We start from the raw sequence: 25,755 nt of genomic DNA, 5'->3' as shown, positions 1-25,755 counted from the left end.
CCTCCGTCGTCGTTCGTCAGCCCTGAACGTAGCCCGTCTGACCTGGGCATTTCCAGCAAAGTAAGGCTGACCGAACACCACTGAGGCCACCCTCCGGGAGCCCCGGGGCGCCGTGCGCCGGGGCAGGGAGCCCCGGGGCGCCGTGCGCCGGACCGCCGTACGTCAGACCGCCGTGCTCAACTCCGGCAGGTCCTGCGGCAGGACGGTGGTCAGGTCCTCGGCCGTCGGGGCGTCGAGGTCGGCGATCCGCTGGGCGTGCCGCTCCGTGATCCACTGGAAGACCTGGCGGGCGGTGCGGCCGTTGCCGAAGCCCTCGTCGCGCGGCAGCTCCGTGAAGTACCCGGCCAGCGCGGCCAGGGTCGGCTCCGGCAGGTCGTAGCGGTGCTGCTCGGCCTGGTGGGCGACGATGTCGACCAGCTCCGGGCCGAGGTAGTCGTCGAAGGTCAGCGTGCGGGTGAACCGGGAGGCCAGGCCCGGGTTGGCGTCGATGAAGCGCTGCATGTCCCCGGGGTAGCCGGCCACGATCACCACGACCTCGTCGCGGTGGTCCTCCATCAGCTTGACCAGCGTCGAGATGGCCTCCTGGCCGAAGTCGCCGCCCTGGCCGTGCGGCACCAGCGCGTAGGCCTCGTCGATGAAGAGCACCCCGCCCAGCGCCCGGCGGAACACCGCCGTGGTCTTGGGCGCGGTGTGCCCGACGTACTCGCCGACCAGGTCGCCGCGGTCCGCCTCGACCAGGTGGCCGCTGGAGAGCATGCCCAGCGCGTGCAGGATCCGCCCGTACAGCCGGGCCACGGTGGTCTTGCCGGTGCCCGGGTTCCCCGCGAAGACCACGTGGCGGCTGGTGGGCGGCGGCGGCAGGCCCAGCTCCTTGCGGCGCCGGACCAGCTGCATCAGCTTGACCATGGTCTCGACGTCGCGCTTGACCCGCTCCAGGCCGACCAGCCGGTGCAACTCCGCGAGCAGGGCCGCCAGTTCGGCCTCGGCGCGGTCCCGCTCCTCCGTCCCGTCCGCCTCGCCGTCGCCCGCCGGCGCGCCGGCCCCCGCCGTCGCCCCGGCCGTCGCTCCGGCCGTCGTTCCCGGCAGCGACCAGGGCCGGGCGATCCCGGCCGGGGTGCCCGGGGCGACCGGCTCGCCGACGGCTGGCAGGGTGGCCTGCTCGACCCGCTCCGTCCGGCAGTCCTCCAGCACGGCGGCGGCCCGCTCGGCCAGCGCGACGTCCTCGGCGGTGTCGTGGACGAGGCAGCGGCGCAGCACCGGATCGGCGCCCGCGCCGACGTACAGGGCCGGGTAGCCGGTCTCGGACAGCGCGCAGTCCTCCAGCAGGCCGTGCGCGCCCTCGTCCAGGTACAGGCCGTTCTTGGCGGTGCGCGCGATCGTGCTCGCCCGCACCCGCGGGTCGGCGCCCGCCCGCACCACGATGCCGCTGCCCGCCGTGTCGGTGATCTCGCAGCCGTCCAGCACGGGGGTGCTCCGCTCGGCGGCGAGCAGGCCGGAGCCGCCGGTGTCGTGGATCCTGGTGCGGTTCAGCAGCACGCCGGTGCGCTCGCCGACCTCCACGCCCGCGCCCGCCGTGGCGGCGATCTCGCAGTCCTCCAGCAGCGGGCGGTGGCGGGTGTCCAGGCGTACGCCGACGCCGGTGGCCCGTACGGTGCAGCCGCGCAGCACCGCGTCGGCCCGCTCCTCCACCGAGACGCCGGCCATCCGGGCCTGCTCGACGGTGGTGCCCTCGGCGCTCAGCAGGGAGTTGCCGGTGACCCTGATGCCGTGCTCCGGCGTGCCGTGCAGGCGGCAGTCGGCCAGGTCGGCGGAGCCGCCCTCGCCCAGGTGCAGGCAGCTGAAGCCCGCGTCCGCCACCTCGCTGCCGCTCAGCGCCAGTTCGGCCTCGCCCGCCACGTACACGCCGTTGCCGGTGGCGCGCAGGAAGCCGCCGCCCTCGACCCGCGCCGAGGCGCTCTGGCCCAGGGCCAGCCCGGTGTCGCCGGTGTCGGTGGTGACGGTGTCGTACAGGCGCAGGCGGCTGCGGTCCACGGCCACGATCCCGGCGCCGCCGGTCCGCGAGACCCGGCAGTCCCGCAGCAGCACCCGGGCGTCCTCGTCGGCGAGGACGCCCACGGTGGCGGCGCCCGTGATCTCGCAGTCCGTCAGCACGGTGCCGCCCTCGGCCGGCTCGGCCGACCCGGCCGCGAGCGGCTCGGGGGTGTCGGCCGAGACGTGCAGGCCCGCCGCGTGGTTGCCGTGCAGGCGGCAGGCGCGCAGCACCGGGGCCGCCGCGTCGGCCACCCGGACGGCCGCGCCACCGCTGCCGGTCACCTCGCAGCCCTCGAACGAGCCGCCGCCGGTGCCGCCGACGTACAGGCCCTGGGCGCTGCTCGGGCCGATCCTGGTGCTCCGCACCTCGGGGACGGCGCCCTCGGCGACCAGCAGCCCGACGCCCTCGGTGTCGGCCACCGCGCAGCCCTCGACCACGGCCCGGCTGTCCCCGCCCAGGCGCAGGCCGACGCCGACCGCCCCGCGGACGGCGCAGTCGCGCAGCACCGGCGCGGCCCGCCCGGCCACCTCGACCCGGCCGCCGACCACCTCGCAGTGCTCCAGCACGGGTGCGCCGCCGCCGATCAGCACGGCCGGCTCCCGCGGGTCGGCGCCGCGCAGCAGCAGCCCCCGCACGGTGGGGCTGCCGCCGGCCACGGTGAGCGCGGGCCCGCGCGCCGGCGCGATCGTGACCGTCCCCGGCCCCTCGGCCGCCTCCAGGCTGACCCCGCGCTCCAGCAGCACGCTCTCCGCGTACTCGCCCGGCATCACCGAGACGACCCCGCCGTCGGCGGCCGTGCGCACCGCCGCGCCGATGCTGCGCTGGACGCCCCAGCCCCGCTGGGCGACCTTGACCCACGTCTTGCTCATGCGCGCACCCCTTCGGGGCCTGGTACCGCACCCACAGGGCTCAATTGCAGGTCGCCCGCATCTGGGCGACCGCCAGGTGGGCGTTGGTCTTCGTCTTCCCGTGCCAGTCCAGGCCCCGGCTGTCCAGCTTGATCATCAGCACCCCGGTCGTGGTCCTGAAGGTGCCGACGTCCTTCCACTCGCCGAGGTGGCCCCGCTGGTCGACGTCGAAGGCGTTCAGCATCGCGGAGGAGAGGCTGGACGACCCGTAGGCCTCGAAGTGCGCCGGCTCCCCGCCGACGTGCGTGATGTCGCCGTCCTTGGGCGTGTACACCTGGACCTGGCAGGTGGCCGTGCGCAGGCCCGCCGCACCCGGGGAGAAGGTCCACAGGGCGTAGTTGCTCCGGTCGTCCTCCTTCGCGTCGCCCGACATCGGCATCGCGTCGAACTGGCCCTTGCAACCGTCCTGCGCCCAGCCGGCGCTGCCCACGCTGACCCAGCCGGCGCTGCCGTTGGAGTACCGGCCGGCCTCGGAGAAGCCCTGGAGGCTGTTGGACGGGCAGCCGTAGCCGGCCACCGCCGTGTAGGCGGCGGACTTGGCCGCCGCCAGGTTGGGCGCCGGGACCGCCGGGGCCGGGGCCGCCGGGGCGGGAGCGGCCGGGGCGGGAGCCGCCGGCGCCGGGGCCGCCTGGTTGTTCCGGGGCGCGAGCGGCGCGCCGCCGGCCGGGGCGGGCGCGTTGTCGCCCGAGGGCGCGGGCGCGTTGTCGCCGGGCGCGGGGGCCGGCCGGCCCTGCGGGTTGCCGCCCGAACCGCCGGCACCGGTGTCGGTGTTCGCCAGGGGCGGGGCCGCGTTGCCCGGGGTGCCGGGCGCCGGCTGGCCGGAGCCGGTCGAGGCGCTCGGCGAGGGGGTGGCCGTCACCGGGTGCTCGGCGGCCGCCTTCGCCGGCCCGTGCTGACCGCCCTTGGCCAGCATGCCGACGCCGACCGCGCCCGCGCCGACGACGAGCACGGTGAGGCCCACCGCCCAGGCGCGCGGCACCACCTTCGAAGGGCCGCCGTCCCCGCCCCGGACCTCCTTGACGAAGGCCGCCACCATGTTCCGCCGGTCCGTACCGTCCTGCTCGGCCTCAGCCATGATCAACCTCCACGGGCGCGGGCGGGCGCGCGGCCCCCCGACCGAATACGACATGTTCCGGTGCGGGCGCCCGGACGAACAGCCCGTGCCGCTCCGCACACTGATGGTTCGACGGAGCGTGCGCGAGCGGGCGCCGTCGCCGTCTCGCAACCGATCCGAACATCTCAGGCCCCGGCTGCGTAGAACGGAGTGACGGCACGTGACGCAGACCTCCCGACGCGGCTCAGCTGGCGCGACCGCACGGGAGACGGAGAGAGGGAAGGCCGGTTATGCCGACCATAGGCATCGTCGAGGACCACCGCATGACACGCATGGGGATCGAGCAGGTCCTGGCCCGCAGCCCCCGGCTGGAAGTGATCGCCTCGGTGGACACCGTGCACGACCTGGCCGAGAGCGGGCTCCGCCCCGACGTGGTGGTGCTGGACCCCACCCCCTACTCCGGCACGTCCGTCCTGCACGTGATCGGCGCCCTGAGCGCCACCAGCGCGGTCCTGGTCCTCTCCCCGTCGGCCGAGCCCAGGGACCTGCTGACCGCGCTCAAGGCCGGCGCGTACGGCTTCGTCACCAAGCACGCCGACGACACCGAGTTCCTGTCCGCCGTCGAGGCGGTCGCCCGCGGCAGCTTCTACCTCGCGGCGGGCCTGGGCGGCCACCTCCACTCCGAGCTGAGCCGTCGCAGCCCCGGCGAGAGCCAGGGCCTGGCCCGCCGCGAGGTGGAGACGCTGCGGCTGATCGCCCAGGGCTACACCCACGGCCAGATCGCCCGGCTGATGGCGCTCAGCGAAGCCACCGTCAACACCTACGTGAAGCGGATCCGGGCCAAGCTCAACGCCGGCAACAAGGCGGAGCTGACCCGCAAGGCGATCGAACTGGGCTACGTCGACGAGACCGGTCCCGAGCCGGCGGCCTCCCCCGGCCCGACGGCTCCCGCCGCGGTGGCGGACCCCCTCCGGTTCGGCGTCCCGGAGCAGCTGAGGGTCCACCAGCTCAGCGGGCGCTAGGCCCTCCGACCAGTCGTCCGACCGGCCGCCCGGGACCGGCCGGGGCAGGACCGGGCGGCGGTCCGCCCGGCAGGCCGTCCGGCTCACAGGTGGTGTCCGAACGCGGCGAGGTTCTGGAACACGCCGAACACCCCGAGCGCCAGCGGCACCGCGGCCACCCCGCAGAGCGTGCCCAGCACGTTCAGCGCCGGCGGCCGCGCGGCCTCGCGGGCCGCCGTACGGCGGAAGGACAGCGCCACCCCGGTGCCCGCCATCAGCACCCCGACCACGCAGAGCGCCACCGGGCCGACCCAGCCGGGAGCCGCCATCGCCTCGGGCGCGAACAGCAGGGTGGTGGCCAGGCCGACCGCGCCGGCCACCACCACGGGGGCCGCCTCGGCCAGCAGCCGGAAGGTTCCCGCCCGCAGCAGCGCGGCGACCGCCAGGCAGCCCGCCAGCGCCGGCGGGTAGCCGCCGTGCGCCGAGCCGAGCACGGCCAGCGCGACGGCCAGCAGCAGGGAGACCGCGGCGGTCCAGCAGAGCAGCAGGGTCCGTGCCCGGTGCACCATCACGCGGACCGCGCCGTCCTCCGACCCGCGCTCGGTGGGCCACAGCGCGGCCAGCTGGCCGGCCAGCCAGGGCGCGATCAGCAGCATCCCGTACCCGACCACGGCCACCGCGGCCGCGCCCTGGGCGAGGTCCGCGTGCACCGCCTCCAGCAGTCCCACCACGGCCGCCCCGGCCACGCCGAACAGCAGCACGGCGGCGGCGACCACCGAGGGCGCCGCCCAGAGCGCGGCCCCGGCGCCGACCATCGCCCCCAGCGCCGCCGCGGTGGCGTTGCCGTCCACGGGGTCGGGCAGGAACCAGCCGGCCACCGCCGCGCAGGGCACGGCGGCCAGCGCGATCGGCAGGCCCAGCCGGGACGGCAGGTCCAGGGTGGAACGGCCCAGCAGCCAGCCGGTGATGACCAGGACGAACGCGGCGCCGACCGCCACCGGGCCGGCCACCGCCCCGGACCAGCCGCCGCGCGAGGCGGCCGTCACGCAGGCGGCGGCCAGGCCGAGCGCGCCCAGGACCGTCGCGCAGACCGCGCGGGCGCGCGAGGTCCAGCGCAGGTCGCCGAAGGAGTCGGCGACGTCGGCGACCAGCTCGTCGACGTCGCGGACCAGCGGTTCCTCGAACTCGCCCTCGGCGGCGTCCCGCAGGTACAGCAGCTGGCCGTCCTGCACCCCGGCCTCGCGCAGCGAGGAGACGGGGTGGAGCGTCGGCCCGCCCGGCACCGCCAGCGACCACGCCGCCGGCAGCGCCTCCAGCTCCTCCTGGCCGACCAGCCGGGCCAGCGTCGTGACGTATTCCGCGATCGGGGCGGCGGCGGGGACCGCGAGGTCCACCCGCTTGTGTTCGCCGACCACTGTCACTCGGCAGTGCCCGTCAGCCATGCGTAGCTCTCTTGCCCTCGTTCATGCGGAATGTCGTACGGATGGCGGCCGCCCACGACGACGGCGGCGGCCCCGGCCTCAGCGCCGGCCGGCGGTGTTGTTCCAGGTCTGCGAGTTGGCCCACTCGGCGCTGCTGTAGTTCGCCCAGTTGACGTTCATGGCGTGCGCGATCTGGCCGAGCACGCCGTCGGGGCCGAACAGCCCCTCGGCCGCGATGTTCCACTCGGCCTGGAGCCCCTGGTAGTAGCCGGAGGCCGCGCCCTGCCAGAGCTCCGGCAGCTGGTTCAGGTACATGGCCAGCTCGTGCAGCTGCTGGGCGATGTCGGCCGCCTGCGCGTTGAGGTAGGGGCCGGCGTGCTCCAGGTCCTGCTGGACGCTGATCGGGACGGCGTCGGAGAAACTCATCGCGGTGCTCCTGGGAGGGGGTGGGGAGGGACGCGGCGTCAGAACTTGGCGGCGGGCAGCGTCACCTTGCGGAGGTTGGCGAGGTTCGCCTGCTCCGACTCGACATAGTTGACGTAGTTGCCGCGCAGGCCGGAGGCGATGTCGGTGAGCGCGTCGTGCATCATGCGCGCGTAGATGTCGTAGTCGGCCATCAGCACCTCGAAGGCGCCGTGCGCCGAGCCCTGCCAGCAGCCGCTCAGCCCCGCGACGTACGTCCGCAGCGTGGCGATCTTGGTGTCGATCTCGCCGGCCTGGTTGGTCACGTAGACGGACGCCGCGGAGACGTCGTCGGGCGTGACCTTGTAGCCGCCCATCGACGGACCGCCACTGCCCGTGGTGTTGCCCGGCGTCGTCATCCCTGGCCCCTTCGACGTCTGCTGACGGAGAGCGAGCGGCGGCCGGCCGCCACCCGTCGGGGCGCGGCCGCGAGCACCACGCCCGGATTGTCGCCGCCAGCCTCCCCCACCACCCCGGGACGCCTCCAGTCACCGTTTCGGATGTCCCTCGCCCCCGCCCCGGCACCGCCCCGCCGTGGCGCCGCCCCCTCCCCGCCGCGGTCCCGGCCGGGAGCCCGGTCCCGGCCGGGGCGGCTCCCGGGAGCCCGCTCCCGGGTGCGCTCTCGTCCTGGGAACCGATGAACTCCCGTGCCCCTGAATGGTCTTCTTGCCGCAGGCCGGGAATCCCCGGCGCCAACCACCAGAGGGGACCCCCGTGTACGAGCACGCACCGCACCACCGCCTTCCGCTCCGCCGCCGCAACGGCCGGCACCGGGTGGCGGTGGCCGTGGCGGCGGCCGCCGCCGTGGCCGCCGGCGTTCTGGCCCCGACCGCGGCGTTCGCGGGCGGCAGGCCCGACAGCGTCCAGTCGAGCCTGGACACCCTGGTCAAGGACGACGGCGTGCCCGCCGCGCTGGCCGCCGTCAAGGGCCGCGACGGCCGCACCCGCACCTACACCGCCGGCGTCGGCGACCTCGCCACCGGGGCCAAGGTCCCCACGGACGGCCAGATACGGATCGGCAGCAACACCAAGCCCTTCACCGCCGTCGTCGTCCTCCAGCTCGTCGCCGAAGGAAAGGTGGGCCTGGACTCGCCCGTCGAGACCTACCTGCCGGGCCTGCTGCGCGGCGACGGCATCGACGGGCGCGGCATCACCGTCCGCCAGCTGCTCCAGCACACCAGCGGCCTGCCCGAGTACGTGGACAAGGGCGCCATCCTCGCCAACCCGAACCGGTACTACGAACCGCGCGAGCTCCTCGACGCGGCCCTGGCCCAGAAGGCCCACTTCGCCCCGGGTACGCGGTGGGAGTACAACAACACCAACTACCTGGTGGCCGGCCTGATCATCCAGAAGGTCACCGGGCGGCCGCTCGGCGAGGAGATCAACCGGCGCGTCGTCGACCGGATCGGCCTGCGCCACACCTACTTCCCCACCCCCGGCGACACCACCTTCCGCGAGGCCCACCCCAAGGGCTACCACCAGGAAGCCGACGGCTCGTTCCGCGAGTACACGGACCTGGACCCGTCCTGGGGCTGGGCGGCGGGCGCCGTCGTCTCCACCACGAGCGACCTCAGCCGCTTCTACGCCGCGCTCCTCGGCGGCCGGCTCCTGCCCGCGGCGCAGCTCGCCGAGATGCGCACCACCGTCCCCGCCGACTCGGTGGGTCCCGGCACCCGCTACGGGCTGGGCCTGCTGAGCCGCCCGCTGTCCTGCGGCGGCCTGTACTGGGGCCACCTCGGGACCATCCCGGGCTACTTCAGCTCCGGGGGCGCCACCGACGACGGCCGCGCCGCCGGTATCGCGGTGACCATGATCCCGGGCGAGGAGGCCGAGCAGCACGTCGGGGCCGCGGTGGACACGGCCCTCTGCCGCTGACCCGGTCCGAGCGTCCGCACCGGCACGACCACGACCAGCGGGTTCCGCGCGCCTCGGCGCGCGGAACCCGCCCGCCCCGCCAATTCCCGCCTCCAGCAGAGGAGTTCCTCCATGAACGAGCGCGTACAGCACAGCCGGACCCGCCGCAGCCGCCGTGGCCGGCACCGGGTGGTGGCGGCCGTGGCGACCGTCACCGCCGTGGCCGCCGGCGTTCTGGCACCGACCGCGGCGTTCGCCGGCGGCCGGCCCGACACCGTCCAACAGAGCCTGAACGCCCTGGTCAAGGACGACGGCCTGCCCGCCGCACTGGCCGCCGTCAAGGGCCGCGACGGCCGCACCCGCAACTACACCGCCGGCGTCGGCGACCTCGTCACCGGGGCCAAGGTCCCCGTGGACGGGCAGATCCGCGCCGGCAGCAACACCAAGACCTTCACCGCCGTCGTCGTCCTCCAGCTCGTCGCCGAAGGAAAGGTGGGCCTGGACTCCCCCATCGAGACCTACCTGCCGGGCCTGCTGCGCGGCGACGGCATCGACGGGCGCGGCATCACCGTCCGCCAACTGCTCCAGCACACCAGCGGCCTGCCCGACTACATGGACTCCCCCGAACTCTCGGACTTCACCACGGTGCAGTACCGCTACTTCGAGCCCCGCGACCTCCTCGACGGCGCCCTCGCCCAGAAGGCCCTCTTCCCCGCGGGTACCGGCTGGGCGTACAGCAACACCAACTACATCGTCGCCGGACTCCTCGTCCAGAAGATCACCGGACGGCCCGTCGGCGAGGAGATCACCAAGCGCGTCATCGACCGCATCGGCCTGCGCCACACCTACTTCCCCGCCGTCGGTGACACCACCGTCCACGAGGCCCACCCCCACGGCTACCTCCCCGGCACACCGGGCGCACCCCGGTTCGACTACACCGAGATGGACTCCTCGATGGCCTGGGCGACGGGGGCGATCGTCTCGACCAACACCGACCTCAACACGTTCTTCGCCGCGCTCCTCGGCGGGCGGCTCCTGCCCGCGGCGCAGCTCGCCGAGATGCGCACCACCGTCCCCGCCGATCTGATCGGCCAGGGGATCCGCTACGGACTGGGCCTGCAGAGCAGGCCGCTCTCCTGCGGCGGCCTCGTCTGGGGCCACGGCGGCACCGCCCCCGGCTACCGGACCCGCGGCGGCGTCACCGAGGACGGCCGCGCCGCCACCATCACCGTCACCACCGTCCCGGGCGAGGCCGGCGCGCAGCACATGACGGACGCCCTGGACGCGGCCCTCTGCCGCTGACCCGGGCCTCGGGCCGGCCCCCTGCCCACGCCGGGGGCCGGCCCGACCCTGCTCGCTTCCGCCTGGTCCGACCCGCTTCAGCCCGACTCCAGCCCTGCTCGGCCCGCTTCAGCCGGCCGGGTTCGCGGACCGGGCCTCGACCAGACCGGACTCGTAGGCCGCGATCACCGCCTGGGCGCGGTCGCGGACGCTCAGCTTGGCGAAGACGCTGGTGATGTAGTTCTTGACCGTGGAGACGCTGATGCCCATCGCCGAGGCGATCTCGGCGTTGTCGAGGCCGGTGGCCAGCAGGTGCCACACCTCGATCTCACGGGGCGTCAGTTCACCCGGAGCGGACACCGGCACCGGCGCCGACACCGGCGGCCGCGGCAGCCGGGGCGAGGTGACGTAGGTGGAGATCAGCCGGGTGAGCAGGCGCGGCGCCACCACCGCCTCCCCGCCGTGCACCGTCCGCACGGCCGCCGAAAGCTCCTCCGGGGAGACGTCCTTGGGCAGGAACCCGGAGGCGCCGGCGCGCAGGGCGGCGACCACGTACTCGTCCATGTCGAAGGTGCTCAACGCCAGGACCCGGCACGCGGGCAGCTCCTGGGAGAGCCGCTCGGTCGCCTGGACCCCGTCGAGGACCGGCATCCGGATGTCCATCACCACGACGTCGGGCCGGTGCTGGTGCGCGAGGTCCACCGCCCGCTGCCCGTTGTCCGCCTCGGCCACCACCTCGAACGCCGGGTCGGGGGCCAGGATCAGCGCCAGGCCTCGCCGCACCAGCGGCTGGTCGTCCGCGATCAGCACCCTGATCCGCTCCGCGGTTCCCGTCATCCGAGCTGTTCCTCTCCGTCCGCCGGCGCCACCGGCAGACTGGCCACCACCCGGAAGCCACCACCGTCGATGCCCCCGGCCACCATGCTGCCGCCCTGCAGCGCGACGCGCTCGCGCATGCCCATCAGACCGTACCCGGTGCGGCCGGCCCGCGGTCCGGGCGCACCACCCGCGCCCACCAGGGCGTCCACCGGGGAGTCGGGCGGCGCGGCGGTGCCGTTGTCGGACACCTCGACGGTGACCCAGTCCGGGTGGTAGGTCAGCCGGACCCTCGCCCGGGCGGCCCGGCCCGCGTGCTTGCGGGTGTTGGTGAGGGCCTCCTGGACGATCCGGAACACCGCCAGGCCGGCGCTCGGCGGCAGCGGGCGCTCCTCCCCCAGGACGGCGAAGTCGGTGGGCAGGCCGGCCCTGCGGGACTCCTCGACGAGCTGTCCGAGCTGCCCGACCCCGGGTTGCGGCGCGGACGGCGCCTCACCCGACGCCCCGCCCGGTGCCTTGCCCGGAGCCCGGTCCGACCCGTCCGGCTCGTCGTCGGCCCGCAGCACGTCGAGCAGGTGGCGCATCTCGCGCAGTGCCATCCGGCCGGAGCCCTCCAGGGTGGCCAGGGCCTCGCGCACCACCTCGGTGTCACCGCCGAGGTTGGCCCTGGCACCGGCGGCCATCAGCTGCATGGTGGTGATGTGGTGGGCGACGATGTCGTGCAGCTCCCGCGCGATGCGCCGCCGTTCCTGCGCCACCGCGCGGTCGGCCAGCAGCCCGCGCCTGACCTCCGCCTCGCGCTGCCACCACGTCAGCCCCTCGGCCGTGACGACGACCAGCGCCGCGGCGACCACGTTGCCCGCCACGTCCCCCACCGCGGGCGGCAGCGGATACCCCCGGCCCACCAGCGGTACGGCGGCCGCCACGAGGCCGGTCGGCACGGCCACCGCGACGCCGCGGGACCGGGCCACGGCGAACAGCGCGACGCAGAGCGTGCCGGTGAAGTGCGGCGGCATCGACACACTCAGGTTCAGCGCCAGGCCGAGGACCAGCACCCCCGCCAGCGACGCCAGCGGGTGGCGGCGCCTGGTGAGCAGCGGCACGGCCGCCAGTACCAGCAGGACCAGCGCGGTCGCGGCGATCGGCGGTCTTCCGTCCGAGCCGCCGATCGTGTAGCCGAGGAGGTCCAGGACGGCCACCCCGACGGCCACCAGCGCGTCACCGGCCGTCCAGGGCAGGCCGGCGCCGCTCGGCTCCGGCGACGGCCGCAGTGGCAGTGGCAGTGGCAGCAGTGGCCCGTGGTGCGTCGACATGCTGTGGCGCTCCTCTCTACGGCCGGTCGGCGGCCCCGGGCCTCGCCGGTCCACCGAGACCGCCGCCCGTGAGCCGTCCCCTCGCGGCGGCCCGCGGCCCGGGGAGCGCTCCGGCGTCCCCGGTCGATCCTCCCAGCGGCCCCCGGCCCCGGGCAGGCTCCCGGGACCGATCCCGGACCGGGCCCCTGGTCCTGGCCGGGGCCGTACCCCGGGGCCCCGGTCCTGATCGCGTTCCCGCCCTTGTTCCCGCCCCCGGCGCCGCCGTCGGCGCCGTTACCGCCGGGCCGGGGCCTGCTCCCAGGCCTGCCCGCCCGCCGGGTAGGCGTACAGCGGCCGGTCCTTCACCGCGCTGGTGCGGAACGGGGTGCCGTGGCCGAGGTCGACGGGCAGCATCCCCTTCCGGTTGCCGCTGGTCCACTCCAGTTCCAGGTACCAGCTGACGTCGTGGGTGGTGGTCTCGGCGGTGACCTCGATGACCGCCGGTTCGCTCTGGGTCACGACCACCGGCAGGCTGCCGCTGCCGTCGGCCACGACCGGGACGGGGCGGGCCGCGTCCAGGTCGATGCGGTAGGAGCGGGCGCCGACTCCACCGGCGCAGCCCTCGCCCATGGAGTAGGCGTTCCAGGCGAGCGGGGCCGCGACCCGGGTGACCCGGACGTTGAGACCCGTCAGCAGCACGGTGTCCCAGCCGGTGCCCTGCACGGTGAGCTTGACCGACCGGGAGTGGCCCGGCACCGCGCCGACCTGGGAGGCCCAGCCCGCCGCCTCCGGCACGGCGGGCGGTCGGGGGACCTCGGACGGCGGGCGGTTGACGACGTACTGGTCGCACTTGGCGTCCCAGCCGGACGGGTGGACGGCGACGCTGATCGGTGCGCTGGTGCTCGGGTCCGCCCCGCCGGTCGCCCCGGACGGGCTCGCCCCGGCAGCGGCGACGGCGGCGGCGACGGCGGCCGCGGACAGCTGCGGGGACAGGGACGGGGCCGGGGATCCGGTGGACGACCCGGCGTCGGCGGCCCGGGCGGGGTCGGTCTCCCCGTCCGGACGGAGCCTCAGGCCGGTGACGACGACCCCGACGGCGACCAGCAGCGCGATGGCCGTCACCGCGGCGAGGACGCCCCGGCGGCGGGTGCGCCGCCGCGACGGCACCGCGGGGGCGCGGTCCGGGACGGGCTCCGGTGCCGGGGCCGCCTCCGGTATCGGGGTCGCGGGCGGTACCGGGGTCGCGGGCGGTGCGGGTGCCACCGGCTCAGGGGCGGCGGTCGGCCTGTTCCCACGCGTCGCACGGACGACGACCCACAGCCGGTACAGCTCGACGCGTTCCTGCGGCGTCGCCTCGCACACCCGCGAGAAGTGGTCCAGCGGGGCGAACTCCGTCGGCATCACATCGCCGTTGCAGTAGCGGTGCAGGGCCGACGTGCTCAGGTGCAGCCGCTTCGCCAGCGCTCCGTAACTGAGCCCCGACCGGCTCTTCAGCTCCTGCAGCAGCCGGGCGACCTCGTCCGTCTCCCTCAACTTCCCGATTCCCTTCGGCACTGTTCCTTCACCCGCCCCCGGCAGTCGGGCTCGGCACCGTCACGTCCCCCGCCCCCGCCCCCGACGGCTGTGGCGCGGGCTCCGGCAGACAAGCACGCGGCACGCCGTCCCACGGTTCCGCCATCCCGCGAACACGTCCCAGGAAGCTTACGTCTTCCCAGCTCAGAGCGGGTACGGGCGTCCCCGGGTCCCTGATCGCCGGCTCACCGTTGTGGCCGGGACGAGCAGCCGGACAAGCTGGCGACCAACACCGAGAAGGAGCACCTGTGAGCACTGTTCGGGCGGCCCGTTCCGCCATACGCACCACCGACCGTTTCAACCGCGGCGCGGTGGCACTGACGATGGGCGGGGTCCTGCTGATGACCGCGGCCTGCGGTGACGAGCAGGGCAAGGGCGGTGCAGCGGCCGGCCCGGCGGGCGCCTCCGCCACCGCCGCCCCCGGCGCCACCGGGGACGGGAACGCGAACACGACCACCTCGAAGACGTCCGCCGCCGTGCTGGACGTCGAGCCGAAGGACGGCGCCCGCGGCGTCGCGCCGAACGCCCTGCGGGTGTCCGTCTCCAAGGGCAGGCTCACCACCGTCGACGTGACCGACAAGGACGGCAAGCCCGTCCAGGGCTCGATCACCCCGGACGGCACCGGCTGGAAGCCCGCCGCCGCGCTCACCCCCGGCACGGCGTACACGGTGAACGCCCAGGCGGCGGACGCCGACGGCCTGGTGGCCGCGTCCACCTCCGCCTTCACCACGCTCACGCCCGAGAAGCAGGTGTCCACCAACGACAACATCGGCGACGGCCAGACGTACGGCGTGGGCATGATCGTCAAGGTGGACTTCAGCACGAAGGTCGTGAACAAGGACGCCGTCGCCAAGGCGATCACCTTCGAGACGGACAACGGCACCGAGGTGAAGGGCCACTGGTTCGACGACAACCGGCTGGACTTCCGCCCGGCCGACTACTGGAAGCCGGGCACCAAAGTGACCATCCACTACCGGCTGAAGAACGTCGAGGTCGCCCCGGGCGTGTGGGGCGACGTCGACAAGGACGAGCCGTTCAGCATCGGCCGCTCCCAGGTCTCCACCGCGGACGCCGCCACGCACCAGATGACGGTCGTCCGGGACGGCAAGAGCACCACCGTGCCCGCCACGCTCGGCGACGCGAAGCACCCGTCGTGGGGCGGCACCATGGTGATCATGTCCAAGGAGAAGGTCACCCACATGAACTCCCAGACCGTCGGCCTCGGCAACGAGTACGACATCCCCGCCGTCCCGCACGCGATGCGGCTGACCAGGAGCGGCACCTACCTCCACGGCAACTACTGGTACGAGGGCGACCCCTTCGGCAAGGCGAACACCAGCCACGGCTGCGTCGCGCTCAAGGACACCGAGGGCGGCAGCGACACCTCCAGCGCGGGGGCGTTCTTCAACAGCTCGCTGATCGGCGACGTCGTCACGATCGTGAACACCAAGGAGAAGACCGTCGCCCCCGACAACGGCCTGGGCGGCTGGAACCTCCCCTGGGCGAACTGGTAGCCCCCGGCGGCACCGACCGGCTCCGGAAGCCGACGGACTGCCACCGACCGCGACCACAACAGCGGAGCCGCCGTGGAAGAGGCCCCCGGGCTCCTCCCCACCACGGCGGCTCCGCCACGCCCGGGCGCGGCCTCGGGCAGGCGGCAGGCGTCAGGCGGGCATGCCCGGCTCGGCGAGACCGCTCTCGTAGGCGATGATGACCAGTTGGGCCCGGTCCCGGACGTTCAGCTTGGCCAGAAGGCTGCTCACATGCGTCTTCACGGTGGGCAGGCTGATCACCAGCCGCTGGGCGATCTCGGCGTTCGACAGCCCGTTCGCGATCAGCACGAGCACCTCCTGCTCCCGCCTGGTGAGCCCGACGAGCCGCGGAGCCGGCCGCGCCGTCGGCCGGGTGCGGGAGACGGTCTCGATGAGGCGGCGTGTGACCGTGGGCGCCAGGACGGCCTCGCCGGTGGCGATGACGCGAATGCCGGCGACCAGGTCCGAGGGCGAGGCGTCCTTCAGCATGAATCCGCTCGCGCCCGCCTGGAGGGCCGGGTAGACGTACTCGTCCATGTCGAACATCGTCAGGGCCAGCACCCGTACGCCGGCCATGGTCTCGTCGGAGCAGATCTCCCGGGTGGCCGCGATGCCGTCCATGACAGGCATCCGCAGGTCCATCAGGACGACGTCGGGCCTGAGCTCCCGGGCGAGTTCCACCGCCCGGGCGCCGTCACCGGCCTCGCCGACGGTCTCCATCCCCGGTGTCGAGTCGACGAGGACGCGGAAGCTCCCGCGCAACAGCGCCTGATCGTCCGCGATCAGCACCCGGACCGCCTCGGCCATCCCGCATTCCCCGCAAACTGCTCATCGAGCCCTCGAAGTCCGCGATTCTAGCAGCAGCGCCTGTTCCGTCTCCTCAACTGCCTTTGGACATAAGCCCTGTTGAGGGCGGTCGGCCGGGGCCGGAGCACGCCGGCCGGCCGCGCCCGTCACGCGACGTCGAGTCCCTCCCCGCCCGTCCCGTCAACCGTCCCAACGCCGGTGGCGCAGCCAGCCGGCCGCCAGTGCCACGACGGTCCACGCGAGGAGGACGGCGAACCCGGTGAGCGCGTCGTCCGAGCCGACCGTGAGCATCCGCATGCCGGCCCGGTCGGGGAGGTACCGGACCATCTCCTTGGTCGCGCCGATGGTGGACAGGATCTGGGAGCCGGCGAGCACCATCGGGAGCAGGACGGCCAGCGGGACGACGGCGCCGCGGGCCGTCGAGGCCACGCCCGCCGCGAACAGGCTCATCATCGTCAGATAGACCACGGCGCCGGCGAGGGCGCGGGGGACACCACTCGTGTCGATGCCGGCGCCGTGGGGACCGAGGGCGAACTGCGTGAGCAGGTAGCCGAGGACGGTGACGGGGATCGCGACGGCCACCGCGGCGGCGGCGGTGACGGCCGCCTTCGCCAGGTAGAGCCGCCCGCGCCGGGGCACGGCGAGCAGCGAGACCCGCATCATGCCGGACGAGTACTCGCTCGAGACGAGGAGCACGGCGAACACGATCAGCGCCAGCTGGCCGTAGAGGACGCCGTCCATGCCGGTCTGCTCGGGGGTGAAGTCGGAGCGGAGCAGGGGGTTGTCCGACTCGATCGCCTTCCTCGCGGACCAGCCGCCCAGGGCGGAGAGGAAGAGGCTGGCGGGGGCGAACAGCAGCAGCGCGACGAACGTGCCGCGGACGCCGCGCAGTTTGGTGAACTCGGCCCGCATGGCCGCGGCCGTCTCAGACACGGGTGCTGCTCCCTTCGGGGCCGGTGAGCTTGAGGAAGGTGTCCTCGAGCGATCCCGTGTGGGTGCTCAGCTCTTCGAGCGGGAGGTCGCCCGCCGCGGCCAGCCGGTTGATCTCGGCCGCCGTCATGCCGTCGACCTCCAGGCTGCCGTCGTGCGCGAGGCTCAGCGAGGCGCCGTTCCGTTCCAGTTCCCGGTGCAGGCGCAGGGGTTCGGAGGTCCGCACCCGCACGTAGGTCCGTGCGTGGCGCCGGATGAACTCCTCCGTGCCGGTCTGGGTAAGCAGTCGTCCGCGGCCGATGACGACCAGGTCGTCCGCGACCACGGACATCTCGGCCATCAAGTGGCTGGAGACGAGGACGGTCCGGCCCTCGGCGGCCATCGAGCGCAGCAGGTCGCGCAGCCATCGGATGCCCTCGGCGTCCAGGCCGTTGACCGGCTCGTCGAGCACCAGGACGGGCGGGTCGCCGAGCAGGGCCGCGGCCAGGCCGAGCCGCTGTCCCATGCCGAGGGAGAACGTGCCGACCCGCCGCCGGGCCGCTCCGGTCAGGCCGACCGCCTCCAGGACCTCCGCGACCCGTCGCCGGTCGATCCGGTTGCTCTGCGCGATCCAGCGCAGATGGTCGGCGGCGGTCAGGCTGCGGTGCGCGACCGCCGTCTCCAGCAGGGCGCCGACCTGCCGGGCGGGGTACGTCAGTTCGTGATAGGGGCGGCCGCCGATGAGGGCGGTTCCGGCATCCGGGCGGGTGAGGCCGAGGATCATGCGCATCGTCGTGGACTTCCCGGCCCCGTTGGGGCCCAGGAATCCGGTGACGGCGCCCGGCCGCACCGTGAAGGTGAGGCCTGCCACGACGGTGGTCTCCCCGTACCGCTTGGTCAGGTTCTGGACTTCGATCACGGGACGAGTCTCGTCGGGCGGGCCGGCCGGCCGCATCGGTCCGGGGTCGGGATTCCGCGGCGGCCCGCGCGGGCCGAACCCATACCTGCGGATGAGTCCGGCACCCGGGAACGGGTCGGGCTCAGTACGGCAGTGTCACCACGATCCGGAAGCCGCCGCCCGGCCGCGGCCCGGCGCCGAAGGTGCCGCTGTGCGCGGCGACCCGCTCCTTCATCCCGACCAGGCCCATCCCCCCGCCGGGCACGGTGGGCCGGTGCCCGGGCCCGGGGCCCTCGTCGGTGATGTCGATCGTCAACGTGCCCTGGACGGCCGCGATCCGGACCCGGCAGCGGGTGGGCGCGGCATGCTTGACGACGTTGGTCAGGGCCTCCTGGACGATCCGGAACACGGACAGCGCGACACCGTTCGGGGGCTCCTCCTCGTACTCGCTCCGCAGGTCGACGCGGACTCCGGCGGCCTCGGCCGTGCGCACCAGGGCCGGCAGGTCCGTCAGCCCCTGGACCGGCCGCAGGTCGCCGGCGCCGCCGTCCTGCTCGCGGCGCAGCACCTTGAGGGTGGCCCGCATGTCACGCAGCGCCCGGCGGCTGATGTCCTCGATCACCGCCAGGGCTTCCCGCGCCTCCTCGGGGCGGGTGGTGGCCACGTGGTTGGCGACGCTCGCCTTGATCGCGATCACGCCCACGCTGTGGGTGACGACGTCGTGGATGTCACGGGCGATGCGCAGGCGTTCCTCGGCCTTCGCCTGCTCGGCCGCGTGCTCGATGGCGCGCCGCAGGCTCTCCCGCCGTTCCCTGACCGCGGCCCCCGTCGCCCAGGTGGCGCCGAGGACGAGCACTCCGAGCACGACCTGTACGGCCCTGCTCCCGCCCTGGTACCCCTGCCCTCCCGACACCGTCATCAGGACCGCGCCGGCCGTGCACAGCCCGGCGACGAGGGCCACGGAAAGCCCCGGTCGCCCCCTCCTGGTGGTGGCCACCAGGTACAGGGCGTAGGCGGCGGCGAGGAAGGGGGTCGGCCCGACCCCGGCGACCAGCGCCACCCAGGCGGCGGTGAACGCGACCGCGAACACCGGGACCGGCCACAGCCTCCGTACGACCAGCGGCAGCGCGGTGCCCAGGGACAGCAGCCACACGGCGGTGGCGCTCACCTCGCCGCCGTCGGCCGGACGCAGCACCGACACCTGCGGGAGGATCACGAACCCGAGCGCGGCCAGCACGTCCAGTGTGATCAGGCGCCGACGAGGAGCATTACCCATGTGCCGAACGTAGGGGGCCGGTTCGAGGCGCGTCCAGTACGGGTGTGGATCAAGGTCGGCGTGTACCGCAATTCGCCCTGCGGGTGTACTGTCGCCCGCCGGCGACCAGGCCCATTGGTCCACACCATATGCCTGTCGACAATGCCCCCCCTGTCTCTGGATAAACATCCGTTCCTCGGGAAACAGTCGTCACCTCCCCGTTTCGGCCACCGTCCGCCGCGCCCGCACGGTGCCCGGCGCGGAGGGAGGGCAACCGGTGACGGGGCCGCGCCGGGCCCATGGCCCCAGGGACTCCGGGCTCACCCGCGAGCCCAGGGGACCGCCGGCGTCCCCGCGCCACACCCGTCCGGCGAAGACATACCGGATGACCGGATAGTCACTCATCAAGCGGAACGATCCCTTGCAGTTAAGAGCGGAACTTGCGTTTCGATCATTCGTCTACCCATACTCGCTGGAGCACCGGACCGGCCTTTCTCCTGCAAAGAATGACGCACCGAAGAAAAACGAGCCGTACGACGTGCCAAACGGGGGACGTACAAATGGAGATCAACCTGTTCATCATCAGCGACAATCCGGTTTCACTCGCCGGACTGGAGACAATCATCGAACAGGATGGCAGATTCACACTCGTCGGCCGGGCCGTGGGCGTCCTCGACGGCATGCGATGTCTCGAGAACACCGAATTACAGCCGCACGTGGTCATCCTGGGCGAGCCGTCCTCGAAGAGGTCCATCTACGAGAACGCCCAGCAGATCGTCTCGACATTCCGCCGCCACAAGACCAGGCCCAAAATGATGGTGGTGTCGCAGAACGACGACGACGACGCCGTCTTCACCGCCCTGCGCGTCGGGGTCAGCGGATACCTCTCGCACATGAGGTCCTCCGAGGAACTCCTCCACTCCATCGAGATCGTGGCCAAGGGGGGCGCCGTCTTCAGCCGGACCATCGCCTCCCGGCTCAGCCAGCATTTCTCCACCGTGCGGATCCTGCCGGAGACGACCGGGCTGTCCGAACTGACCAGCAGGGAACTCGAGATCCTGGAACTGGTCGCCGGCGGACTGAGCAACCACCAGATCGCCCGTCGGATCTTCCTGGCGGAAAAGACCGTACGCAATTACGTCTCGCGGATCTTCGCGAAACTGGAGGTGCACGACCGGGCCTCCGCCGCCGTGCTGGCCCGCGACGCCGGTCTCGGGAAGGAGACACGGGAAGTCCGCACCGCGTAGCACGAGTTCACCTCAGGCGTGGCATGACATAGCTCTGCCGAACGCGCCTGACCCGCAGGAAGAAGCTCCGGTTGGAGCGGGTGGCCGACGACGGCCCCGCCGAGCCGGGGCTTCGGCGTGCCATGCCCGAAATCAGCATTCCGGCCCCATCGGAACACAAGGAGTGAACGAGTCGTGTCCCCCACCGAGTTGCCCCTCGTCTGCCTTCCCTTCGCGGGCAGCGGAGCCGGGTTCTACCGCGCCTGGAACGTCGCACCGCCCGGCCTCAAGGTCGTACCCCTCCAACTTCCCGGCCGCGAGGAGCTGTTCCTGGAGGAGCCGTTCACCGACGCGTCGGAGGCCGCCGCCGCCCTCGCCCCGCGAATACTGGAACTCGTGGGCGGCGAGGCGCCGTTCGCGCTCTTCGGGCACAGCCTGGGTGCCGTCCTCGCGTACGAGCTGGCCCGCGAGCTGGGCGGACGCTCCGGACTCCGCCACCTCTTCGTGAGCGGGTCCCCCGGCCCCGGCAGCGGGCGCGAGCGGCGGGCGACCGGGCTGGACGACGAGGAGTTCCTGGCCCGCGTCGGCGAGTTCGCCGGCTACCGGCACGCGGCCTTCGACGACCCCGACCTGCGGGAGCTGCTCCTGCCCCTGCTGCGCGCCGACGTGGCGATGCACGAGGACTACGTCCCCGCCTCCGACACCCCGCTGCCGCTCCCGGTCACCTCGCTGCGCGGCGCCGAGGACGGGCTCGTCTCCCGGACGCAGGCGGAGGAGTGGCGGAGCACCACCGGGGCGTCCTTCGACTACCGGGAACTGCCCGGCAGTCACATGTACCTGGTCGACTCCCCGGAGGTGCTGCTGGCCACGGTCGCGCAGGTACTCTCCGACGGCGGCGCCGCCCCGGCCGACCCCGACCGCGGAGGGTCGCCGTGCAGCTGAAGGGCAAGACGGCCGTGATCACGGGGGCGGCGCGCGGGCTCGGCCGCGCCTGTGCCGTCCGGTTCGCGGCGGAGGGCGCCGACCTGCTGCTGCTCGACATCGCCGACGACCTCCCCGGCGTGGGCTACCCCATGGGGTCGGCCGCCCAGCTCGCGCACACGGCCGACCTGTGCGCGCGGCACGGCGTCACGGTGCTCCCGGCCCACTGCGACGTGCGCGACCTCCGAAGGGTCACCTCGGTTGTGGCGGAGTGCCTCGACCGGTTCGGACGGCTGGACGTCCTGGTCAACGGCGCGGGGATCGCCGCGCCCTCCGGCCGCAGGGTCCACGAGATCACCGAGGACGAGTGGTCGCTCATGCTGGACGTCGACCTGTCGGGCGCCTGGCGGATGACCAAGGCCGTGGTCCCGGCGATGATCGAGCAGCGCTCGGGCAGCATCATCAACATCGCCTCGACGGCCGGTCTCGTGGGCTACCGGCACTTCGCCGGCTACGTCGCCGCCAAGCACGGCATGATCGGCCTGACCAAGGCGGCGGCACTGGACTACGCGCCGCACCGCGTCCGGGTGAACGCGCTCTGCCCCGGCTCCGTCCGGGACGACCCCCTGGTCGAGGGCCGGATGCTCTCCGAGATAGCGCGCTCGCTCGACGTCCGCGTCGACGAACACGAGGAGGTGTTCGTCCAGGCCCAGCCGATGAACGCCCTCATCGAGCCCCCGGACGTCGCCGGTGCGGCCCTCTGGCTGGCGGGCGACGACTCGCGCCAGGTGACCGGCAGTGTGCTCACGGTCGACGGCGGCTTCAGCGCCCGGTGACCGTGCCCGCCCGCCCCCCTTCGGAGACGGAGATCTGATGACCGTACGCACTCCTGCCTGCCACAGCCTGGTGGTACGCGCCCGGTACCCGGTCGACCGGGAACAGAGCCGGACGTTGTTGGAACAAGAGAGCGGGGAACGGCCGGAGCGGGCGGGGTCGAGGCTGTGGACCCTGCCGCTCGCGGTGGACTCCTCGACCGGCCCCGGGCACGCCCGCGTCCGCCAGGAGGCCGAGCGGCCCCTGCACCCCTGCGGACCCCCGTTGCGCGCCGTGCTCGTGGAGTACGCCGACGGGGTCGTCGACGCGGTCCTGGTGGCGCGGCGTTCGGTGCCCTACGGCGTCCTCGTGCGGCTGGCGGCGCTCCTCCTGGACGGTGAGCCCCTCGACGGCGACCCGCTGCCCTCCCTCGACACACCGGACACACCGGACGCGCAGGACGCGCAGGACCCGTCGGACGGGGACACCACGCCGCTCACGGTGCCCTGGGGCCTGGGGGACCGCCAGGCGCCGGACCCCACCGCCGCCGGGACGGTCCCGCTGACGGACCGTCCGGAGTGGCCCGGGGAGGAGCCGCTGGTGGCCGCGGCGGCGCTGGCGCTGGCGCGCTACCAGGGCGGGCCGGAGGCGCGCATCGCGGTGTTCGACCGCGCGTTTCGGATGGGCGGTCCCGCGGTGCGCTCCGTCCGGGTCGACGCGGACGGCACGGTCGCGGACCTCCTCGCGGCCGGTACCGGCACTCCGCTGCCCGGCGCTGCGGTCGCGAGCGTGGGCGTGGTCCTCGGTGACGCCGCCTCCGGGACGTCCTACACCCCGTTCCCGGGGTCGGGGCTCTCCCTGGTCCTCCATCTGGAGCGGCAGCCCGACGGCACCTGCGCCGCCCGCCTCCACCACGATCCGCGCACGGTGGCCCCGTTGACCGCGGAGTGGTTCGGACGGAGCGTCCTGCACCTGGCCGAGCGGCTGCGCACCCTGCCCGGGACGACTCCGACGGCGCGGCTGGGCCTGCTGGACCACGCCGCGGCCGAGGCCGTGACCCGGCTGGGCGGCTTCCGTCCCGCGGCCGACCCCGGCGAGCCCGCGCCCGCCGGGCCCGGGCCCGGGCCGGAGCGGCGGACGCCGCCGGAGACCATCGACGGGCGGATCGCGGAGCTGGCCCGGCAACGGCCGGACGCCGTCGCGGTGACCGACGACGAGAGCAGTCTGACGTACGGCCAGCTGGACGACCGGGCGGAGCGGGTGGCCGCCGGGCTGCGCGCCCTCGGGGTGGGCGGCGCACGGGTGGGGGTGTGCCTGGAGCGGGACACCACGCTCGTCGCCACCCTGCTGGGCGTGCTGAAGGCGGGCTGCGCCTACGTCCCGATGGACGCCCGGTACCCCGAGGAGCGGCTGCGCTACACCGCGACCGACGCCCGGGTGCCGGTCGTCATCGGGGACCCGGCGCGCTTCCCCCGGATCGAGGGGGTGACCGTGGTCTCGCCCCAGGAACTGATGGACGCGCAGGAACCCCTGGAGACCGGGAAGACCGGCAACACCGACACGGCCGCCTACGTCATCTACACCTCGGGATCCACTGGCCGCCCGAAGGGGGTCGTGGTCCCCCACCGCAACGTGCTGGCCCTGGTCGGTGCCACGTCCGCGGACCTCGGGCTCGGACCGGACGACGTGTGGACGTTCTTCCACTCCAGCGCCTTCGACTTCTCCGTGTGGGAGATCTGGGGCTGCCTGCTCACCGGGGGCCGGCTGGTCGTCGTACCACACTGGGCGGCGCGTGACCCGGACGAGTTCCACGAGCTGCTGGCCCGGCGGCGGGTGACCGTCCTCAGCCAGACCCCGTCCGCGTTCTCCCAGCTCATCGAGGCCGACACCCGGTCGGCCCCGGGCGCCGCACCGCTCGCCCTGCGGCTGGTCGTCTTCGGCGGCGAACCGCTGAACACGGCGATGCTGGGGCGGTGGTTCGCCCGTCACTCCCCCGCCCGGTGCCGGCTGGTCAACATGTACGGCATCACGGAGACGACCGTCCACGTCACCGCGCAGGAGGTGACCCCGCGCGAGGTCCTGGAGCGGTCCCGGTCCGTGGGCCGGGCGCTGCCCGGCTGGTGGGTGTCGGTCCGGGACGAGCACGGCCACGTCCTGCCGCCGGGGCCCGCCGGTGAGATCTACGTGGGTGGTGCCGGGGTGGCCGACGGCTATCTCGGCCGTCCCGAGCTGACGGCGGACCGTTTCGTCGACGACCCGGTGACCGGGGAGCGGGTCTACCGCAGCGGCGACCGGGGCCGGCTGAGGCCGGACGGCCGGCTCGACCACCTCGGCCGGCTGGACAACCAGGTGAAGGTGCGGGGCCACCGGATCGAGCTGGACGAGATCACCTCCGTCCTGGCCTCGGACCCCGGGGTCGCCGACGCGGCGGTCGTCTTCCGGGAGGGCGAGGCGGGGGACCCGGCCGGCGCCCGCATCGACGCCTACGTGGTGCTCCGGGACGGCGGTTCGGTGGACCAGGTCTGGCGGACGGCCCGGCGCGTGCTGCCGGACCACATGCTGCCGGCCGGCCTCACCGGGGTGTCCGGCATCCCGCTGACCCTCAACGGCAAGCCGGACCTCTCCCGGCTCCCGGCCCCGTCCACCGGCCCCGCCCCGGCCCCGGCTCCGACCGCGGCACCGGCACCGGCACCGGCACCGGCACCGGTCACGGACCGGGACGGCGCCACGGCGGATCCGGAGGCGAAGGGCGGCGACCTCGGGACCGAGATCCTCGCCGTGTGGTCCGGTCTGCTGGGCGTCGACGTGGAACCCGACGGCAACTTCTTCGAACTCGGCGGCAACTCCCTCCTGGTGGTCCGCATGCTGTCGGACCTGCGGCAACGGGGGCTGCCCAAGGTGACGCCGCGCGAGTTCTACGGGAACTCGACGGCGCGGTCCTTCGTGGAGCTGGTCCTCGGCCGCGTCGGGGAGACCCCGTAGCCGTCCTCGCACTCAGACCAGCGGTGTTCACACCAAGGGAGCGAAGAAGTACGTGACGCGGTGGGCGAAGAGGCCGGTGCCGTCCGTCCGGAAGAAGTCGGCGAACCGCAGGCTCACCGCGTCACCCCCCTTGAGCGTTCCGGTGAAGCTGCCGCGCACCGCGGCCTCCCGCCCGGACAGCAGCAGCTGGTCGACCGTGTGCCGGCCGTCGGCGATGACCCGCTCCCCCTGGTAGAAGGCGGTCAGTTCGTCCCGGCCGACCAGGGGCTGGTAGCCCGGCCGTTCGTAGGTCGCGTCGGCGGTGAAGAGTTCCACCAGTTCGTCGAAGCGGTTGGCGTCGACCAGTGAGTAGTAGCGGCGGACCGCGTCCTGGATCGGGGAGGCTCCGGTCATGACTGCATGCTCCCCGCCAGGCCGCGCGGCCGCATGTCGGTCCACTGCCGGTCGATGTACTCCAGGCAGGTGTCGCGGGTGTCCTCGGCGTGGGCGACCGCCCAGCCGTCGGGCACCGCGAGGGAGGCCGGCCACAGGGAGTGCTGCCCCTCGTCGTTGACGAGCACGAGGTAGCCGGCGTCCGGGTCCTCGAACGGGTTCGTCATGGGATGTCCTCATCTCTGCGTCTACGGAATCTCTGCGTCTACGGATCTACGGACTTCTGGAGCTGGTCTCCGGTCTCTCCCCGTGGGCCCGGGGAACCGTGGCCGCGGTTGCCCGGGCCC

22 protein-coding genes are annotated in these 25,755 nt (G+C 74.0%); 8 read left to right on the top strand and 14 right to left on the bottom strand.

Annotated elements, in window-relative coordinates:
* Positions 1-162 precede the first annotated feature (162 nt).
* Together ACWDCZ_RS23180 and ACWDCZ_RS23175 are read right to left on the bottom strand one after the other, a co-directional pair.
* Entirely contained in the window at positions 163-2,901 is a 2,739-nt protein-coding gene (locus ACWDCZ_RS23180; RefSeq protein ID WP_449816866.1) for a right-handed parallel beta-helix repeat-containing protein, read from the bottom strand.
* Between the two features lie 40 nt (positions 2,902-2,941).
* Positions 2,942-4,015, bottom strand: a complete 1,074-nt coding sequence (locus ACWDCZ_RS23175; protein WP_449816865.1) for a hypothetical protein — start codon at positions 4,013-4,015, stop codon at positions 2,942-2,944.
* 269 nt (positions 4,016-4,284) lie between these two features.
* On the opposite strand from ACWDCZ_RS23175, the gene ACWDCZ_RS23170 reads away from it, so the two are divergent.
* Positions 4,285-5,016 carry a LuxR C-terminal-related transcriptional regulator gene (locus ACWDCZ_RS23170; protein WP_049660980.1) on the top strand — a complete coding sequence of 244 codons (732 nt, stop codon included), beginning with the start codon at positions 4,285-4,287 and terminating at the stop codon, positions 5,014-5,016.
* 83 nt (positions 5,017-5,099) lie between these two features.
* On the opposite strand, the gene ACWDCZ_RS23165 is transcribed toward ACWDCZ_RS23170, so the two are convergent.
* The 3 genes from ACWDCZ_RS23165 to ACWDCZ_RS23155 all read right to left on the bottom strand — a co-directional run bounded on the left by ACWDCZ_RS23165 (position 5,100) and on the right by ACWDCZ_RS23155 (position 7,237).
* Complete coding sequence (locus ACWDCZ_RS23165; RefSeq protein WP_387826794.1) at positions 5,100-6,437, bottom strand: EsaB/YukD family protein; 1,338 nt, start codon at positions 6,435-6,437, stop codon at positions 5,100-5,102.
* 78 nt (positions 6,438-6,515) lie between these two features.
* Positions 6,516-6,842: a WXG100 family type VII secretion target gene (locus ACWDCZ_RS23160; RefSeq protein ID WP_049657206.1), complete on the bottom strand. Its 327-nt coding sequence runs from the start codon at positions 6,840-6,842 to the stop codon at positions 6,516-6,518.
* A 38-nt stretch (positions 6,843-6,880) separates the two neighbouring features.
* Entirely contained in the window at positions 6,881-7,237 is a 357-nt protein-coding gene (locus ACWDCZ_RS23155) for a WXG100 family type VII secretion target (protein ID WP_049657205.1), read from the bottom strand.
* A gap of 355 nt (positions 7,238-7,592) precedes the next feature.
* On the opposite strand from ACWDCZ_RS23155, the gene ACWDCZ_RS23150 reads away from it, so the two are divergent.
* Both ACWDCZ_RS23150 and ACWDCZ_RS23145 read left to right on the top strand, forming a co-directional pair.
* Complete coding sequence (locus ACWDCZ_RS23150; protein ID WP_449816864.1) at positions 7,593-8,753, top strand: serine hydrolase domain-containing protein; 1,161 nt, start codon at positions 7,593-7,595, stop codon at positions 8,751-8,753.
* Positions 8,754-8,864: 111 nt separating this feature from the next.
* Positions 8,865-10,034 (top strand): serine hydrolase domain-containing protein, encoded by a 1,170-nt coding sequence (locus tag ACWDCZ_RS23145; protein WP_449816863.1) that lies wholly within the window; start codon positions 8,865-8,867, stop codon positions 10,032-10,034.
* Positions 10,035-10,142: 108 nt separating this feature from the next.
* Here ACWDCZ_RS23145 and ACWDCZ_RS23140 read toward each other — a convergent pair whose 3' ends face one another.
* The 3 genes from ACWDCZ_RS23140 to ACWDCZ_RS23130 form a co-directional block, all read right to left on the bottom strand.
* Positions 10,143-10,850, bottom strand: a complete 708-nt coding sequence (locus ACWDCZ_RS23140; RefSeq protein ID WP_117490385.1) for a response regulator transcription factor — start codon at positions 10,848-10,850, stop codon at positions 10,143-10,145.
* Complete coding sequence (locus tag ACWDCZ_RS23135) at positions 10,847-12,142, bottom strand: sensor histidine kinase (protein ID WP_449816862.1); 1,296 nt, start codon at positions 12,140-12,142, stop codon at positions 10,847-10,849. The genes ACWDCZ_RS23140 and ACWDCZ_RS23135 overlap by 4 nt, the downstream gene beginning before the upstream one ends.
* A 273-nt stretch (positions 12,143-12,415) precedes the next feature.
* Positions 12,416-13,654 (bottom strand): helix-turn-helix domain-containing protein, encoded by a 1,239-nt coding sequence (locus ACWDCZ_RS23130; protein WP_449816861.1) that lies wholly within the window; start codon positions 13,652-13,654, stop codon positions 12,416-12,418.
* 287 nt (positions 13,655-13,941) lie between these two features.
* Here ACWDCZ_RS23130 and ACWDCZ_RS23125 point away from each other — a divergent pair, with 287 nt between their 5' ends.
* Positions 13,942-15,207, top strand: a complete 1,266-nt coding sequence (locus ACWDCZ_RS23125; protein WP_449816860.1) for a L,D-transpeptidase — start codon at positions 13,942-13,944, stop codon at positions 15,205-15,207.
* A 150-nt stretch (positions 15,208-15,357) separates the two neighbouring features.
* Here ACWDCZ_RS23125 and ACWDCZ_RS23120 read toward each other — a convergent pair whose 3' ends face one another.
* The 4 genes from ACWDCZ_RS23120 to ACWDCZ_RS23105 all read right to left on the bottom strand — a co-directional run bounded on the left by ACWDCZ_RS23120 (position 15,358) and on the right by ACWDCZ_RS23105 (position 19,115).
* Complete coding sequence (locus ACWDCZ_RS23120; protein ID WP_049649020.1) at positions 15,358-16,032, bottom strand: response regulator; 675 nt, start codon at positions 16,030-16,032, stop codon at positions 15,358-15,360.
* Positions 16,033-16,212: 180 nt separating this feature from the next.
* Positions 16,213-16,965, bottom strand: coding sequence for an ABC transporter permease (locus tag ACWDCZ_RS23115; protein WP_063780012.1), 753 nt, complete (start codon positions 16,963-16,965; stop codon positions 16,213-16,215).
* Positions 16,958-17,860, bottom strand: a complete 903-nt coding sequence (locus ACWDCZ_RS23110) for an ABC transporter ATP-binding protein (protein ID WP_049649023.1) — start codon at positions 17,858-17,860, stop codon at positions 16,958-16,960. Before ACWDCZ_RS23110 ends, ACWDCZ_RS23115 begins: the two co-directional genes overlap by 8 nt.
* A 121-nt stretch (positions 17,861-17,981) precedes the next feature.
* Positions 17,982-19,115 (bottom strand): sensor histidine kinase, encoded by a 1,134-nt coding sequence (locus ACWDCZ_RS23105; RefSeq protein ID WP_117490369.1) that lies wholly within the window; start codon positions 19,113-19,115, stop codon positions 17,982-17,984.
* A 539-nt stretch (positions 19,116-19,654) separates the two neighbouring features.
* Between ACWDCZ_RS23105 and ACWDCZ_RS23100 the strand changes: the two genes are divergently transcribed.
* The 4 genes from ACWDCZ_RS23100 to ACWDCZ_RS23085 all read left to right on the top strand — a co-directional run bounded on the left by ACWDCZ_RS23100 (position 19,655) and on the right by ACWDCZ_RS23085 (position 25,036).
* Positions 19,655-20,341, top strand: coding sequence for a LuxR C-terminal-related transcriptional regulator (locus ACWDCZ_RS23100; RefSeq protein WP_049649017.1), 687 nt, complete (start codon positions 19,655-19,657; stop codon positions 20,339-20,341).
* Positions 20,342-20,515: 174 nt separating this feature from the next.
* A complete protein-coding gene (locus ACWDCZ_RS23095; RefSeq protein ID WP_449816859.1) occupies positions 20,516-21,262 on the top strand; it encodes a thioesterase II family protein in 747 nt (248 codons plus the stop codon).
* Positions 21,253-22,077, top strand: a complete 825-nt coding sequence (locus ACWDCZ_RS23090; protein ID WP_049649015.1) for an SDR family oxidoreductase — start codon at positions 21,253-21,255, stop codon at positions 22,075-22,077. The genes ACWDCZ_RS23095 and ACWDCZ_RS23090 overlap by 10 nt, the downstream gene beginning before the upstream one ends.
* Positions 22,078-22,114: 37 nt before the next feature.
* Positions 22,115-25,036, top strand: a complete 2,922-nt coding sequence (locus ACWDCZ_RS23085; RefSeq protein WP_449816858.1) for an amino acid adenylation domain-containing protein — start codon at positions 22,115-22,117, stop codon at positions 25,034-25,036.
* A gap of 27 nt (positions 25,037-25,063) precedes the next feature.
* Here the strand turns inward: ACWDCZ_RS23085 and ACWDCZ_RS23080 are convergent, their stop codons facing one another.
* Entirely contained in the window at positions 25,064-25,429 is a 366-nt protein-coding gene (locus ACWDCZ_RS23080; protein ID WP_449816857.1) for a nuclear transport factor 2 family protein, read from the bottom strand.
* Positions 25,426-25,635 carry an MbtH family protein gene (locus ACWDCZ_RS23075; protein ID WP_449812184.1) on the bottom strand — a complete coding sequence of 70 codons (210 nt, stop codon included), beginning with the start codon at positions 25,633-25,635 and terminating at the stop codon, positions 25,426-25,428. Before ACWDCZ_RS23075 ends, ACWDCZ_RS23080 begins: the two co-directional genes overlap by 4 nt.
* Positions 25,636-25,755 lie beyond the last annotated feature (120 nt).

It is taken from the genome of Kitasatospora sp. NPDC001225, assembly GCF_053597855.1.
This window is presented reverse-complemented; position numbering and strand designations above follow the sequence as displayed.

Coding starts and splice junctions, on each gene's coding strand:
- ACWDCZ_RS23100 (WP_049649017.1), top strand. CDS start 19,655: ATGGAGATCAACCTGTTCATCATCAGCGACAATCCGGTTTCACTCGCC.
- ACWDCZ_RS23165 (WP_387826794.1), bottom strand. CDS start 6,437: ATGGCTGACGGGCACTGCCGAGTGACAGTGGTCGGCGAACACAAGCGG.
- ACWDCZ_RS23080 (WP_449816857.1), bottom strand. CDS start 25,429: ATGACCGGAGCCTCCCCGATCCAGGACGCGGTCCGCCGCTACTACTCA.
- ACWDCZ_RS23140 (WP_117490385.1), bottom strand. CDS start 10,850: ATGACGGGAACCGCGGAGCGGATCAGGGTGCTGATCGCGGACGACCAG.
- ACWDCZ_RS23180 (WP_449816866.1), bottom strand. CDS start 2,901: ATGAGCAAGACGTGGGTCAAGGTCGCCCAGCGGGGCTGGGGCGTCCAG.
- ACWDCZ_RS23145 (WP_449816863.1), top strand. CDS start 8,865: ATGAACGAGCGCGTACAGCACAGCCGGACCCGCCGCAGCCGCCGTGGC.
- ACWDCZ_RS23135 (WP_449816862.1), bottom strand. CDS start 12,142: ATGTCGACGCACCACGGGCCACTGCTGCCACTGCCACTGCCACTGCGG.
- ACWDCZ_RS23075 (WP_449812184.1), bottom strand. CDS start 25,635: ATGACGAACCCGTTCGAGGACCCGGACGCCGGCTACCTCGTGCTCGTC.
- ACWDCZ_RS23160 (WP_049657206.1), bottom strand. CDS start 6,842: ATGAGTTTCTCCGACGCCGTCCCGATCAGCGTCCAGCAGGACCTGGAG.
- ACWDCZ_RS23105 (WP_117490369.1), bottom strand. CDS start 19,115: ATGGGTAATGCTCCTCGTCGGCGCCTGATCACACTGGACGTGCTGGCC.
- ACWDCZ_RS23170 (WP_049660980.1), top strand. CDS start 4,285: ATGCCGACCATAGGCATCGTCGAGGACCACCGCATGACACGCATGGGG.
- ACWDCZ_RS23155 (WP_049657205.1), bottom strand. CDS start 7,237: ATGACGACGCCGGGCAACACCACGGGCAGTGGCGGTCCGTCGATGGGC.
- ACWDCZ_RS23085 (WP_449816858.1), top strand. CDS start 22,115: ATGACCGTACGCACTCCTGCCTGCCACAGCCTGGTGGTACGCGCCCGG.
- ACWDCZ_RS23175 (WP_449816865.1), bottom strand. CDS start 4,015: ATGGCTGAGGCCGAGCAGGACGGTACGGACCGGCGGAACATGGTGGCG.
- ACWDCZ_RS23120 (WP_049649020.1), bottom strand. CDS start 16,032: ATGGCCGAGGCGGTCCGGGTGCTGATCGCGGACGATCAGGCGCTGTTG.